The 13720-nt window shown below is 72.7% G+C and carries 14 protein-coding genes and 1 riboswitch; of the genes, 12 read left to right on the forward strand and 2 right to left on the reverse strand.

What is annotated here, in order from left to right; all coding sequences use genetic code 11:
- Positions 1 to 85: 85 nt before the first annotated feature.
- The 10 genes from ACZ3OF_RS13200 to ACZ3OF_RS13245 all read left to right on the forward strand — a co-directional run bounded on the left by ACZ3OF_RS13200 (position 86) and on the right by ACZ3OF_RS13245 (position 8427).
- Positions 86 to 313 (forward strand): DUF5133 domain-containing protein, encoded by a 228-nt coding sequence (locus tag ACZ3OF_RS13200; RefSeq protein WP_361679697.1) that lies wholly within the window; start codon positions 86 to 88, stop codon positions 311 to 313.
- A 351-nt stretch (positions 314 to 664) separates the two neighbouring features.
- Positions 665 to 1657 (forward strand): dihydroxyacetone kinase subunit DhaK, encoded by a 993-nt coding sequence (dhaK, locus tag ACZ3OF_RS13205; RefSeq protein ID WP_361679700.1) that lies wholly within the window; start codon positions 665 to 667, stop codon positions 1655 to 1657.
- A 6-nt stretch (positions 1658 to 1663) separates the two neighbouring features.
- A complete protein-coding gene (dhaL, locus tag ACZ3OF_RS13210; RefSeq protein ID WP_467304494.1) occupies positions 1664 to 2278 on the forward strand; it encodes a dihydroxyacetone kinase subunit DhaL in 615 nt (204 codons plus the stop codon).
- Complete coding sequence (dhaM, locus tag ACZ3OF_RS13215; RefSeq protein WP_361679706.1) at positions 2275 to 2697, forward strand: dihydroxyacetone kinase phosphoryl donor subunit DhaM; 423 nt, start codon at positions 2275 to 2277, stop codon at positions 2695 to 2697. Before dhaL ends, dhaM begins: the two co-directional genes overlap by 4 nt.
- Positions 2698 to 2811: 114 nt before the next feature.
- A riboswitch (cobalamin riboswitch) is annotated at positions 2812 to 3007 on the forward strand.
- Positions 3008 to 3036: 29 nt separating this feature from the next.
- On the forward strand, positions 3037 to 3735 hold the full coding sequence (locus tag ACZ3OF_RS13220) for an energy-coupling factor ABC transporter permease (protein ID WP_361679709.1): 699 nt from the start codon (positions 3037 to 3039) through the stop codon (positions 3733 to 3735).
- Positions 3735 to 4076, forward strand: a complete 342-nt coding sequence (locus ACZ3OF_RS13225; protein ID WP_361679712.1) for an energy-coupling factor ABC transporter substrate-binding protein — start codon at positions 3735 to 3737, stop codon at positions 4074 to 4076. The genes ACZ3OF_RS13220 and ACZ3OF_RS13225 overlap by 1 nt, the downstream gene beginning before the upstream one ends.
- Before the next feature lie 6 nt (positions 4077 to 4082).
- Complete coding sequence (cbiQ, locus tag ACZ3OF_RS13230) at positions 4083 to 4832, forward strand: cobalt ECF transporter T component CbiQ (protein ID WP_467304497.1); 750 nt, start codon at positions 4083 to 4085, stop codon at positions 4830 to 4832.
- On the forward strand, positions 4829 to 5668 hold the full coding sequence (locus tag ACZ3OF_RS13235; protein WP_361679718.1) for an ATP-binding cassette domain-containing protein: 840 nt from the start codon (positions 4829 to 4831) through the stop codon (positions 5666 to 5668). Before cbiQ ends, ACZ3OF_RS13235 begins: the two co-directional genes overlap by 4 nt.
- Positions 5669 to 5839: 171 nt before the next feature.
- Positions 5840 to 7861 carry an NADPH-dependent 2,4-dienoyl-CoA reductase gene (locus ACZ3OF_RS13240; RefSeq protein WP_361679721.1) on the forward strand — a complete coding sequence of 674 codons (2022 nt, stop codon included), beginning with the start codon at positions 5840 to 5842 and terminating at the stop codon, positions 7859 to 7861.
- A gap of 32 nt (positions 7862 to 7893) precedes the next feature.
- Positions 7894 to 8427, forward strand: a complete 534-nt coding sequence (locus ACZ3OF_RS13245; RefSeq protein WP_361679724.1) for a PadR family transcriptional regulator — start codon at positions 7894 to 7896, stop codon at positions 8425 to 8427.
- 105 nt (positions 8428 to 8532) lie between these two features.
- On the opposite strand, the gene ACZ3OF_RS13250 is transcribed toward ACZ3OF_RS13245, so the two are convergent.
- A complete protein-coding gene (locus tag ACZ3OF_RS13250; protein ID WP_467304500.1) occupies positions 8533 to 10428 on the reverse strand; it encodes a heavy metal translocating P-type ATPase in 1896 nt (631 codons plus the stop codon).
- A gap of 119 nt (positions 10429 to 10547) precedes the next feature.
- Between ACZ3OF_RS13250 and ACZ3OF_RS13255 the strand changes: the two genes are divergently transcribed.
- Positions 10548 to 10925 carry an ArsR/SmtB family transcription factor gene (locus tag ACZ3OF_RS13255; protein ID WP_389576184.1) on the forward strand — a complete coding sequence of 126 codons (378 nt, stop codon included), beginning with the start codon at positions 10548 to 10550 and terminating at the stop codon, positions 10923 to 10925.
- Between the two features lie 29 nt (positions 10926 to 10954).
- Complete coding sequence (locus ACZ3OF_RS13260) at positions 10955 to 12397, forward strand: FAD-dependent oxidoreductase (protein ID WP_467304504.1); 1443 nt, start codon at positions 10955 to 10957, stop codon at positions 12395 to 12397.
- Here ACZ3OF_RS13260 and ACZ3OF_RS13265 read toward each other — a convergent pair.
- Positions 12375 to 13715, reverse strand: coding sequence for a DUF2252 domain-containing protein (locus tag ACZ3OF_RS13265; RefSeq protein ID WP_361679736.1), 1341 nt, complete (start codon positions 13713 to 13715; stop codon positions 12375 to 12377). The genes ACZ3OF_RS13260 and ACZ3OF_RS13265 overlap by 23 nt on opposite strands.
- Positions 13716 to 13720: the final 5 nt, after the last annotated feature.

Below are 13720 nucleotides of genomic sequence, written 5' to 3' on the forward strand. Positions count from 1 at the left end.
GCGTGACCTGCATACAACCCGGGACAAGGGGTACGCGCCGATCCCAGCGGGCGGACGACGCCCGGACGGCGAAGGGAGTTGCACTGTGCTGATGGCCCATCCCGCGGTGTTGAGCAACCTGATCGAGCAGTACGAGACGTTGAAGGTGCTGCACGCGGAGAACGGCACCGCCGAGGTACGGCGCCGCCTTGACGACGTCGCGTACACACTGTGTGTCTCCACCGGCACGCGTGACGCGGACGCGGCGCTGATCGCGGCCCGGCACCGCCTTCCCGGCGCGCGTCCCGAGGACGACTCGGTCCTGATGGCCTGAATCAGCACGTGACCCGGGCGTTCTGGTCGGGTCCGAAGACACCGGCCGCCGCGGCCGGCGAACCGCGGCGGCATCTCGCCGGGCTGCGGACCGGGGAGCCGCTCCGCATCGGCGCCTGGGGCCGGACCTCGGGGGAGGCGATGTCACCCGCGAGCGGTACCGGCGCTCACGCTCCCGGGCGATGGCGCAGCGCACCGGTGCGCTCCCGCGAACTCGCGGCGACAATTGCGCCATGCCGGGCATCCGCAGAACTCGTTCACGCGATCCGGACCTGGGTCGCCACCAGGAATGTCAGCATTCAGTACCACGCAGAACCGAATGGCTCGCCTGCCATCTCCCCAGGAGGTACCCATGAGGATGCTGATCAACGTCCCGGAGACCGTCGTCGCCGATGCGCTGCGCGGGATGGCCGCCGCGCACCCCGAGCTCACCGTCGATGTCGAGAACCGTGTCGTCCTGCGGCGCGACGCGCCCGTCGCCGGGAAGGTGGGGCTGGTCTCCGGGGGCGGGTCCGGGCACGAGCCTTTGCACGGGGGGTTCGTCGGGCCCGGGATGCTGGCGGCCGCGTGCCCCGGGGAGGTGTTCACGTCGCCCGTGCCCGACCAGATGGTGCGGGCCGCCGCCGCGGTCGACAGCGGGGCGGGGGTGCTGTTCGTCGTCAAGAACTACACCGGTGACGTGCTCAACTTCGAGATGGCCGCCGAGCTCGCGGAGGACGAGGGCATCCAGATCGCCAAGGTGCTCGTCGACGACGACGTGGCGGTGACGGACAGTCTGTACACCGCCGGTCGGCGCGGGACCGGGGCGACGCTCTTCGTGGAGAAGATCGCCGGGGCGGCCGCCGAGGGGGGCGCGCCGCTGGAGCGGGTGGAGGCCCTCGCGCGCCGGGTGAACGAGCGGTCGCGGAGTTTCGGTGTGGCGCTGAGCGCCTGCACCACGCCGGCGAAGGGCAGCCCCACCTTCGAACTCCCGGAGGGGGAGCTGGAGTTGGGCATCGGTATCCACGGGGAGCCGGGGCGCGAGCGGCGGCCCATGATGACCTCGGGGGAGATCGCGGACGTCGCCGTCGAGGCCGTACTGGAGGACCTGCGGCCGTCCGGACCGGTCCTCGCCCTCGTGAACGGGATGGGCGCGACGCCGCTGCTCGAACTGTACGGGTTCAACGCCGAGGTGCAGCGCGTGCTGACCGAGCGCGGGGTGCCGGTCGCCCGTACGCTGGTCGGCAACTATGTGACCTCGCTCGACATGGCCGGCTGTTCGGTGACGCTCTGCGAGGCCGACGAGGAGCTGCTGCGGCTCTGGGACGCGCCCGTGCAGACGCCCGCGCTGCGCTGGGGCCGGTGAGAGGGCATGCCCGAAGTGAGCGCGTGCGACGCCGTGTTCGTCCATCGTTGGCTGACCACGGCCGCGGCCGCCGTCGACCGTGAGGCCGAGCGTCTCACCGAGCTCGACTCGGCGATCGGCGACGCGGACCACGGGGCCAACCTGAAGCGCGGGTTCGCCGCGGTGGCGGACGTGCTGGAGAAGGAGCCGCCGGAGACGCCGGGGGCCGTACTCGTCGCCGCGGGGCGGCAGTTGATCTCCACGGTCGGGGGCGCGTCCGGACCGCTGTACGGGACGCTGCTGCGGCGGACCGGCAAGGCGCTCGGGGATGCCCCTTCGGTGACGCGGGAGGACCTGGCCGTGGCCCTGGCCGCCGGGGTCGCCGCCGTCGGGCAGCTCGGCGGTGCCCAGGTCGGGGACAAGACCATGCTGGACGCGCTCGTTCCGGCGGCCGAGGCGCTCGGCGACTCCTTCGCCGCCGCCCGGGACGCGGCCGAGCGCGGCGCCCTCGCGACCGTACCCCTCCAGGCGCGCAAGGGCAGGGCGAGCTATCTGGGCGAACGTTCCATCGGGCATCAGGATCCCGGGGCCACCTCGTCGGCCCTGCTGATCGCCGCCCTCGCGGAGGTGGCTGCCGCGTGACCGGTCAGGTGGGCATCGTGGGCACGGTGGGCATCGTGCTGGTCTCGCACAGCGCGGCCGTGGCCGACGGTGTCGCCGCGCTGGCCCGGGGCCTCGCGGGCGGCGGGCCGACCGCTCCCGTCGCCGCGGCCGGGGGCACCCCCGACGGGGGTCTCGGCACGAGCTCCGAGCGGATCGTCGAGGCGGCGAAGTCGGTGGACGGGGGCGCCGGAGTGGCCCTCCTCGTCGACCTCGGCAGCGCCGTCCTGACCGTCAAGGCGCTCCTCGCCGAGGAGGACGAGCTGCCGGAAGGCTCGCGCCTCGTTGACGCCCCGTTCGTCGAGGGCGCCGTCGCCGCCCTCGTCACGGCGAGCGCCGGAGGGGACCTGGACGCGGTGGTGGCGGCGGCCTCGGAGGCGTACACGTACCGCAAGGTGTGAGGCGGGGCGCGGGAGGCGCGCGCAGGGGGCCGACAGGGGTGCGTGGGGCGCGCGGGAGATCCGTCACACACCGTCCCCGGCAGCACCCGTGTTGTGATGTACCTGGTCAACCCACTAATGTCACAGCGCCTTGGTGTACGGGAAACCGGTGCAGTACCGGTGCGGCCCTCGCCACTGTGATCGGGAAGTCCGGCTCCATCCCTCCGGGGAAGCCACTGGACCGCCGCGGGAGACCGCGGCGGTGTGGGAAGGCGGAGCCGCGGCGGCATGACCCGTCAGCCAGGAGACCGGCCAGGGTGCGTTGTCCATCCACGAGGTGCTGGAGAGGGTCTCCCAACCATGCATATAGCCGAGGGGTATCTGCCCCCTGTGCACGCGGCCGCCTGGGGCGTCGCGTCCGCACCCTTTGTCGTCCACGGTGTCCGCGCCCTGACCCGTGAGGTCAAGGCCAACCCCGAGTCCACCCTGCTGCTCGGTGCCTCCGGTGCGTTCACGTTCGTTCTGTCCGCCCTGAAGATTCCGTCGGTGACGGGCAGTTGCTCGCACCCGACCGGTACGGGACTGGGCGCCATCCTGTTCCGCCCGCCCGTGATGGCGGTCCTGGGCACGATCACGCTGCTGTTCCAGGCGCTGCTGCTCGCCCACGGCGGGCTCACCACGCTCGGCGCCAACGTCTTCTCGATGGCGATCGTCGGGCCGTGGGCCGGTTTCGGTACGTACTGGCTGCTGCGCCGCTTCGACGTTCCGCTCATGGTGAGCGTGTTCTTCGGGGCGTTCGTCGCCGACCTGTCGACGTACTGCGTGACCAGTGTCCAGCTCGCGCTGGCCTTCCCGGACCCGGGCAGTGGTGTGCTGGGCGCGCTGGCCAAGTTCGGCGGGATCTTCGCCGTCACGCAGCTTCCGCTCGCCGTCAGTGAGGGTCTGCTGACGGTCCTCGTCATGCGGCTGCTCACGCAGTCCAGCAAGGCGGACCTGACGCGCCTCGGAGTCCTGCTCCCGTCCCGGAAGAAGAACGAGAACGCGGAGGCGAGCGCCTGATGAGCCGGAACGCGAAGATCAACACGCTGCTGCTGCTCGTCGTCGCGGCGCTCGCCGTGCTCCCGCTCGTCCTGGGGCTCGGCGACCACAAGGAGGAGCCGTTCACCGGCGCCGACGCCGAGGCCGAGACGGCGATCACGGAGATCGACCCCGACTACGAGCCGTGGTTCTCCCCGCTGTACGAGCCCGCTTCCGGTGAGATCGAGTCGGCGCTCTTCGCCCTGCAGGCCGCCATCGGCGCCGGAGTACTCGCCTACTACTTCGGTCTGCACAAGGGCCGCAAGCAGGGCGAGGCCCGCGCCGATGCGAAGGCGCTGCGGTCGGCGTCCGTCGGCGAGTAGGCGCCGGTGCTGCCGATCGACGCGGCGGCGCACAGCAGTCGCTGGCGCCGCCGTCACCCGTGCGAGAAAGCCGTGCTCGGCTTCGGCTTGACGCTCTGCGCGGTGTGCCTGCCGCCGTGGCCCGGTGCCGTCCTGGTCGCGGCGGCCACCCTGGCCGTCCTCCTCGGGCCGGCGGGGGTGCCGGGGCGTCAGCTGTGGCGCGCCTTCCGCATCCCGTTGGGCTTCTGTGTGACGGGGGCGATCCCGCTGCTCTTCGAGGTGGGCGGGGACCGAGGCCTGGTGGCGTTCGCGCACGACGGTCCCGTCCACGCGGGCGAGTTGTTGCTGCGGACCTCGTCGGCGTCGCTGGGCGTGCTGCTGTTCGCCTTCACGACACCCGTCTCCGATGTACTGCCCCGGCTGGTGCGGGCCGGGGTTCCGGCGCCCGTGGTGGACGTCGCCCTGGTGATGTACCGGATCAGTTTTCTTCTTCTGGACGCGATATCCAAGATCCGACAGGCGCAGGCGGCCCGGCTGGGGCTGACCACGCGCGCGGCGACCTGGCGTTCACTGGCCGGGCTGGGCGCCACGGCGTTCGTCCGCGCCTTCGACCGGGCGCAGCGGCTGCAGACGGGCCTGGCCGGTCGGGGTTACGACGGGACGCTGCGGGTCCTGGTGCCGGAGGCCGCGGTCTCGGGCCGCTTCCTCGCGTCGACGGTCGGCCTGCTCGCCGGTCTCGTCGCCCTCACTCTCGTACTGGAAAGGTCCCTGCCGTGAGTCCTGCGCCACCTGTCGTGGAACTGGTGAAGGCCACGTTCGCGTACGAGGACGGGCCCGTCGTCCTGGACGGCATCGACTTCGCCGTGCCGGAGGGCCGTGCGATGGCGCTCCTCGGCCGCAACGGCGGCGGCAAGACGACGATGCTGCGGCTGCTGAGCGGGGGCCTGCGCTGCGGGAGCGGCGCGCTCCGGCTGGACGGCGAGGACGTGTCGTACGACCGGAAGGGGCTGACCCGGCTGCGTACGACGGTGCAGCTGGTCGTCCAGGACCCGGACGACCAGCTCTTCGCCGCGTCGGTGGGGCAGGACGTGTCGTTCGGCCCCATGAATCTGGGGCTGCCGGAGGAGGAGGTACGGCTCCGGGTCCGCGAGGCGCTGGAGGCGCTGGACATCGTCGCGCTGGAGGACCGGCCGACGCATCTGCTCTCGTACGGACAGCGGAAGCGGGCCGCGATCGCGGGTGCCGTGGCGATGCGTCCCCGGGTCCTCATCATGGACGAGCCCACGGCCGGGCTCGACCCGCACGGACAGGAGCGGCTCCTGGAGGTGCTCGGCCGGCTGCGGGAGTCGGGCACGACGGTCGTCATGGCGACCCACGACGTCGACCTGGCGCTGCGCTGGGCGGACGAGGCCGCCGTCCTGTCCCCGGCGGGGCTGCGGACGGGCCCCATCGAGGAGCTGCTCGCCGACGACGCGCTGCTCGCGGCGGCGCGGCTGCGCCGCCCCTGGGGCATGGCCGTGACGCGGCTGCTGCGCACGCACGGCCTGCTCGCCCCGGACGCGGAGGGCCCGCGCACCGCGGAGGACCTGGACAGCTGGGTCACGACACCCTGATGCGGCCGCGGTGATTCCCGCGCCCACCACGGCCCCCGGCGGACCCCCGCCGGGGGCCGTGGCGCGTCGCAACGTCGCGCAGATCACTCCCCCACCCTTATGCAACTTGTTGCACAAGGGTCCTCGGCTCGTCTACAACAGTCATGACGACACTGCGCGAGGAGGCGCCCCATGAGCTCGACCCCCTACCCGCACCTGCTGAGCCCGCTCGACCTCGGGTTCACCACCCTGCCCAACCGGGTGCTCATGGGTTCCATGCACGTCGGCCTCGAAGAGACCGAGAACGGCTTCGAGCGCATGGCCGCCTTCTACGCCGAGCGCGCCCGCGGCGGGGTCGGACTCATCGTGACCGGCGGTATCGCGCCCAACGAGGCCGGTCGCCCCTGGGACGGCGGCGCCAAGCTCAGCACCGAGGACGAGGTGGCCGAGCACAAGCTCATCACCGACGCCGTGCACGGCGAGGGCGGGCGCATCGCGATGCAGATCCTCCACTTCGGCCGGTACGCCTACCACCCCGCGCTCGTCGCACCCAGCGCGATCCAGGCGCCGATCAGCCCCTTCGTACCGAACGAGCTGACCGACGCCGAGGTCGAGCAGACCGTCGAGGACTACGCCCGCTGCGCCGAGCTGGCCAAGGCCGCCGGGTACGACGGCGTCGAGGTCATGGGCTCCGAGGGCTACCTCATCAACGAGTTCATCGCGGCGGCCACCAACCACCGCACCGACCGCTGGGGCGGCAGCTACGAGAACCGGGTCCGCTTCCCGCTGGAGATCGTCCGCCGGATCCGCGAGCGGGTCGGCGAGGACTTCATCGTCATCTACCGCCTCTCGATGCTGGACCTGGTCCCGGGCGGTTCGACGCTGGAGGAGGTCGTCTCCCTCGCGAAGGAGATCGAGGCCGCCGGCGCGACGATCATCAACACCGGCATCGGCTGGCACGAGGCCCGCATCCCCACCATCGCGACCTCCGTCCCGCGCGGCGCGTACACCTGGGTCACCAAGAAGCTGATGGGCTCGGTGAGCATCCCCCTCGTCACCAGCAACCGCATCAACACCCCCGAGGTCGCCGAGCAGATCCTCGCCGAGGGCCGCGCCGACATCGTCTCCATGGCCCGCCCCTTCCTCGCCGACCCGGAGTTCGTGGCCAAGGCCGCCGCGGACCGCGCCGACACGATCAACACCTGCATCGGCTGCAACCAGGCGTGCCTGGACCACACCTTCAGCCTGAAGATCACCTCCTGCCTGGTGAACCCGCGCGCCTGCCACGAGACCGAACTCGTCCTCTCCCCCACCCGGCTCGCCAAGCGGCTCGCCGTCGTCGGCGCGGGCCCGGCCGGACTCGCGTTCTCCGTCTCGGCAGCCGAACGCGGCCACTCCGTCACCCTGTTCGACGCGGCGGGCGAGATCGGCGGCCAGCTGAACATCGCCAAGCGGGTTCCGGGCAAGGAGGAGTTCGACGAGACGCTGCGGTACTTCCGCACCCAGCTCGCCGAGCGCGGTGTCGAGGTCCGGCTCAACACCCCGGTCACGGCCGGTGACCTGGACGGTTTCGACGAGGTCGTCGTCGCCACCGGAGTCACCCCGCGCACCCCGGAGATCGAGGGCGTCGACCACCCGAGCGTCGTCAGCTACCTGGACGTCCTGCGCGACGGCGCTCCGGTCGGCGAGCGCGTCGCGATCGTCGGCGCGGGCGGCATCGGCTTCGACGTCGCGGAGTTCCTCACCGACGGCGGCGAGGGCGCGAGCCAGGACCCCGAGACGTACTTCAAGCAGTGGGGCGTGGACACCTCGTACGAGACGCGCGGCGGTCTGCGCGCGCCCGAGCGGCCGCGGCCGCCGCGCCAGGTGCATCTCCTCCAGCGCAAGACCACCAAGGTCGGCGCGGGCCTCGGCAAGACCACCGGCTGGATCCACCGCGCCGAGATGAAGCACCGCGGGGTCACCATGGTCGCGGGCGCGACGTACGAGCGGATCGACGACGACGGCCTGCACATCACCGTCGACGGCGAGCCGCAGACGGTCCCCGTCGACACCGTCGTCCTCTGCACCGGCCAGGAGCCGCGCCGCGGTCTGTACGAGGAGCTGATCGCGGCGGGCCGCACGGCGCACCTCATCGGCGGCGCCGACGTGGCCGCGGAGCTGGACGCCAAGCGCGCCATCGACCAGGGCACACGGCTGGCGGCCACCCTGTGATCGTCCCGGTGCCCCGAACCTAGGATGCGTGCATGTCCCTCCCGCACGCGATCCTCACGGCGCTGCTCGAGAAGCCGTCCTCCGGCCTCGAGCTGACGCGCCGCTTCGACCGGTCGATCGGCTACTTCTGGTCGGCCACGCACCAGCAGATCTATCGCGAGCTGGGCAAGCTGGAGCAGGCGGGGCACATCCGTGCCCTGCCCGCTCCGGTGCCGGCGCGGGGACAGAAGAAGGAGTACGAGGTACTGCCCGAGGGGCGCGCCGAGTTGGCCGAGTGGGTCGCCCGCAGCGAGGATCCCAAACCGATGCGCTCCGCCCTCCTGCTGCGGATGCGGGCGGCGGCGGTCGTCGGCGCGCCGGGCATGCGGGAGGAGCTGCGGCGCCATCTCGATCTGCACCGGCGGCAGTTGGACGAGTACCTGGCGATCGAGGTACGGGACTTCCCGCCCAGCCGCCGGGAGAGCGAACCGGACCGGCTGCGCCACCTCGTCCTGCGGGGCGGGATCGACCTGGAGCGCTTCTGGGTGGAGTGGCTGACCCACGCGCTCGCCGAGCTGGAGGGCTGAGCGCGAGGGACGCGCCCGGCCGTTCTCGCATCCGCCGGCGCCCTCACGTGCCGACCGCCACCCTACGTCCTGGCCGCCGCCCCATGTCCTTCCTGGCCGCCACCCTCACTCCCCGGCTGCCGCCTTCCGCCAGGCCGCGTCGCGGAGCAGGCGGAGGCCGTTGAGCCCCACCAGGACCGTGGATCCCTCGTGGCCGGCCACGCCGAGGGGCAGCGGGAGGTGGCCGGCGAGGTCCCAGATCACCAGGGCCCCGATGCAGGTGCCGGCGATCACCAGGTTCTGCACCACGAGCCTGCGCGCGCGGCGTGAGAGGGCCACGACCGCGGGGACGGTGGCCAGTTCGTCGCGTACGACGACGGCGTCGGCGGTCTCCAGGGCCAGGTCGGAGCCGGCCCGGCCCATGGCGATGCCGGTGTGGGCGGCGGCGAGGGCGGGGGCGTCGTTGACGCCGTCGCCGACCACCAGGACCCGGCAGCCGGCCCGCTCCCACTCCCGTACCGCCGCGACCTTGTCCTCGGGCAGGAGCCCGGCCCGTACGTCGGTGATGCCGGTCCGCTCCGCGACCCGGGCGGCCGCGCCCGCGTTGTCGCCGGTCAGCAGGGTGACCGGGGTACCGGTGAGGCGGGTGAGGGCGGAGACGGCCTCGGGAGCGCCGTCACGGAGCCGGTCGGCGAGCGTGAGGACGGCGGCACGGGCGCCGTCCACGACCACCTCGACGGCGGTGTCGCTGTGCGCGCCCTCGGCCCGGCGCACCCGCACCTCCCGGCCCTCGACCGTGGCCCGGACGCCGTCGCCCGGCACCGAGGTGAAGTCGCTCGCCTCGGGGACGCGCAGTCCACGCGCGCGTGCCTCGGCCACCACGGCGCGTCCCAGCGGGTGTTCGCTGGGGAGCTCGGCCGCGGCGGCGAGGGCGAGCGCCTCCAGGCCGCCCTCGACACCCGTGACGCGCGGCGCGCCCTCGGTCAGGGTGCCGGTCTTGTCGAGCGCGACCCGGTCGACGGTGCCCAGCCGTTCCATGACCACCGCGGACTTGACGAGTACGCCGTGGCGGCCGGCGGTGGCGATCGCGGAGAGCAGCGGCGGCATGGTGGCGAGCACCACCGCGCAGGGCGAGGCCACGATCATGAAGGTCATGGCGCGGAGCAGCGTACGGGTGAAGTCGCCACCGAGCGCGAGGGGGATCACGAAGAGCGCGAGGGTGGCGACGACGACGCCGACGGAGTAGCGCTGTTCGATCTTCTCGATGAAGAGCTGGGTGGGCGCCTTGGTGGCACTGGCCTCCTCGACGAGCGCGACGATCCGGGCGATGACGGAGTCGCCCGCGTCCTTGTCCACCCGTACGCGCAGGGCGCCCGTGCCGTTGAGGGTTCCGGCGTAGACCTCGGCGCCGGGCGTCTTGGGCGCGGGCAGCGACTCCCCGGTGATGGTGGCCTGGTCGACGTCGCTCGCGCCGTCGAGCACGGTGCCGTCGGCGGGCAGCCGCTCCCCCGGCCGTACGAGGACGGTGTCACCGATCCGCAGGTCGGCGACGTCCACCGGCTCCTCGGCGCCGGCACTCGTGAGGCGTACCGTTCGCGCGGGTGCGAGGTCGAGCAGTCCGCGTACCGAGTCGGCGGTACGGCGGGTGGCGAGCGCCTCCAGGGCGCCGGAGACGGCGAAGATGACGATGAGCAGGCCGCCGTCGAGGTACTGGCCGATGGCGGCGGCACCGATCGCGGCGACCACCATGAGCAGGTCGACGTCGAGGGACTTCTCGCGGAGCGCCTTGAGGCCCTCCCAGCCGGGCTCCCAGCCGCCGGCCGCGTAGCAGACCGCGTAGAGCGGACCCCAGGTCCAGGCAGGCGCACCGGCCAGGTCCAACGGCAGGGCGCACAGGAAGGCCAGGGCCGACAGGGCGGCCCAGCGGACCTCCGGCAGGTCGGAGACGCGGGTGCGGCGGGAGGCGGGCGGGGCCTTGCCCGCGGACGCCGCGGTCCGGGCGTCGAGCACCGGTGAAGCCATGGGTGGACACCTCTTCGGTCGGGGACGGCGGGGCCGTCGGGGTCCGGCGGGCACCACCATAGCGGAACACATGAAGAGGTCTTCATTCATGAGTTCATCTCCGCGGCTACGATGAACGCATGGGACACGGAGCGAACGGCGGGACGACCCCGGCAACCCACCTGGACGCGGAGTCCGCGGCCACGATCGCCGCCACGCTCCAGGCCCTCGCGACGCCCTCGCGGCTGATGATCCTCACCAAGCTGCGTCAGGGGCCGTGCGGAGTGACCGAACTGGCCTCCGCCGTCGACATGGAGCAGTCCGCCGTCTCCCACCAACTGCGCCTGCTGCGTGCCCTCGGCCTGGTGACCGGGGTTCGGCAGGGCCGCCGGATCGAGTACAGCCTCTACGACAACCACGTCGCCCAACTCCTCGACGAGGCCGTCTACCACATCGAGCACCTGCGTCTCGGCGCGCGCGATGTCCCCAGGGAGAGCGTGGATACTGGGACGTCGTAGACCGACCGACTACGGGGAAAGGGCGGGGGATGACGGACGAGTTGGGGCACCGCGGGACACGTCACGCGGTGGTCATCGGGGGAAGTCTCGCGGGCCTGCTGGCGGCACGCGTACTCAGTGAACACGCCGAGAGGGTCACGGTCGTCGAGCGCGACCGCTTCCCAGAGGGCCCGGACACCCGGCCGGGCGTGCCGCAGTCCCGGCACGTGCACGTCCTGCTCGACGCGGGGCAACAGGCCCTCGACGAACTGCTCCCCGGGTTCACGGGTGAGCTGCGCGAGCTCGGCGCTCCCCGGGTGGGGATGCCCGAGGACATGATCCAGTGGCAGAACGGGCGCTGGTTCAGCCGCCTTCCGGCGACCACCCACCTCTACACCGGGCCCCGGGCCCAGTTGGAGTGGCTCGTGCGCCGCCGGGTCCTCGCCGACCCCCGCATCGAGACGGTGCAGGGCACCGAGACCGTCGGGCTGATCGGTGACGCGTCGCGGGTGCGCGGTGTTCTGCTGCGCGAGCGCGGCGCGGGGAGCGCGCGGGAGAGCCGTTCCCTGAAGGCCGATCTGGTCGTCGACGCCTCGGGCCGCGGCACGCACGCCTCGGACTGGCTCGCGGCGATCGGGGCGGAGGCTCCGCACGAGGAGACGATCGACACCGGCCTCGCCTACGCGACCCGGATGTACCGCGCCGCCGTGGCCCCGGACACGGACGCGGCGGGCCTCAACGTGGTCCCCAACCCCGAGCAGGTCTACGGCGGTGTCGTGCTGCCCATCGGGGACGGACTCCATCTGGTCACCCTGTCCGGGCTCCGGGACGACCGGCCGCCCACCGACGACGACGGGTTCGAGGCCTTCGCCAAGAAGCTCCCGCACCCCATCCTGAGCGAGTGGCTGGCCGAGGCCACGCCCCAGTCCCCCGTCCACGGCTTCCGGCAGACCGCCAACGTCCGCCGCCGGTACGACCGTCCGGGCCGCCGCCCGGCCGGGTTCCTCGCCACCGGCGATGCGCTGTGCGCCTTCAACCCGATCTACGGACAGGGCATGACCGTCGCCGCGCTGAACGCGCTCGCGCTGCGCGGGGCGCTGGCCGATCCCCGGACGACGGCGACCACGCGGGCGGTCCAGAAGGCGATGCTCGACTCCTCGAAGCAGGCCTGGGACATCTCGGCCGGCGCGGACAAGAACATGCCGGGAGCCTTGGGCAACGCGATCGGGTCGCGGGCGATGGACAGGCCGGTGGGCTGGTACATGCGGCGCCTCCAGCAGCGGTACGGAGGGGATCCGGTCGTCGGAGCCGCGTTCCGCTCGGTCCTGACCCTGACGGCCCCGATGACCTCGCTGTTCGCCCCGCCCGTGGCCCGGGCGGTGCTCTTCGGACCGGTGCCCCGGACGCCCGCCGAGCCGCCGATGCGGCGCGGGGCGCAGAACGGGCGCGGCGGCGGCGCGGGGCCGGTCGTCACACGCCCGGCGCCGCCGTGATCACGCCTGCGGCGATCGCCGCGCTCAGGGCCGCGTAGTCGTCGGCGTTCTGGTTCGCGTACCGCATCGCGAAGTCGGCGACGGCGCGGTCGAAGACGTCCGAGGAGCCGAGGTACGCGGCGATGGCGATGCGGTCGCCGGAACGGGCGTGTGCGCGGGCCAGAGCACGGCCGCAGAGACCCGCGTACGCGCGGAGCATCGACGGCGACATCGTCTCGACCTCGGCCGAGCCCTTCATGTCGCGCAACTGCCTCCAGTAGAAGTGCCGTTTCTCCGGGCCGGTCATCCAGCCGAGGAAGATGTCGCCGGCGGCCTGCGTGAGGCGCTGCCCGCGGACGACCCGTTGGCCCTGGTGCGCGTACACGCTCGACGACAGGTACGGCTCCAGGACCGACCGGCCGGCCTCCTTGATCTGGAGCATCAACGGGTCGCTGTCGTCACGCCCCTCCAGCAGGAGGATGAAGCAGCGGGTACCGACGCTGCCGACGCCGACGACCTTGCGGGCCGCGTCGACGAACCGGAACCGGTCCAGGAGAAGACGGCGCTCCTCGGAGAGGGAGCTGCGGTAGTCGCTGAAGATCTTGCCGAGGCTGACGCGGTCGAGGCCGATGCTGCGTTCGAGCAGCGGCGGGTCGTCGACGATGTGGATGGCACCGCTCTCGTCCACGGTGGTCAGCTTGCCGAACGCCTGGAGGCTGGTACGGCGGCGTGCGCGGGCGAGGCGGCTCTCGACCTTGGCGCGGCGGTGGCCGCGGACCAGCGGCGCCAGGTCGTCGGCGTCGATCCGCTCGTACCAGACGGCGAGCTCGCCGAGGCCGGAGAGGCGCCGCATGGCGGTGCGGTACGCCTCGGTGGCGACCAGGGCTGCCCGGTGGGCCTTGGCCTTGGTGGTGCCGTTCTGGAGGGCGGCGACGGCCACGCTGGCGGCGAGCCGCTTGACGTCCCACTCGAAGGGCCCCGGCAGCGTCTCGTCGAAGTCGTTGACGTCGAACAGAAGCGCCCGTTCGGGTGACGCGAAGACGCCGAAGTTGAGGAGGTGGGCGTCGCCGCAGAGCTGCACGGTGAGCCCGGTGTGGCGTTGTGCGGCGAGATCCGCGGCCATGACGGCGGCGGCGCCGCGCAGGAAGGCGAACGGCGAGACGACCATCCTGCCGTACCGGATGGGGACCAGTTCGGGCACCCGGTCGACGGCCTGCCGCTCCAGGACGGTCAACGGGTCGGGCCGCTGCGACGAGGGTATCCAGCGGCCGTGTGAGGACCGCGCCACGATCTTACGGGCCGCCTTGCCCACCTCGGCCCGCGCTGCCGGTGTCGTCATCCGGC

The organism is Streptomyces sp. NPDC022552 (assembly GCF_055561875.1).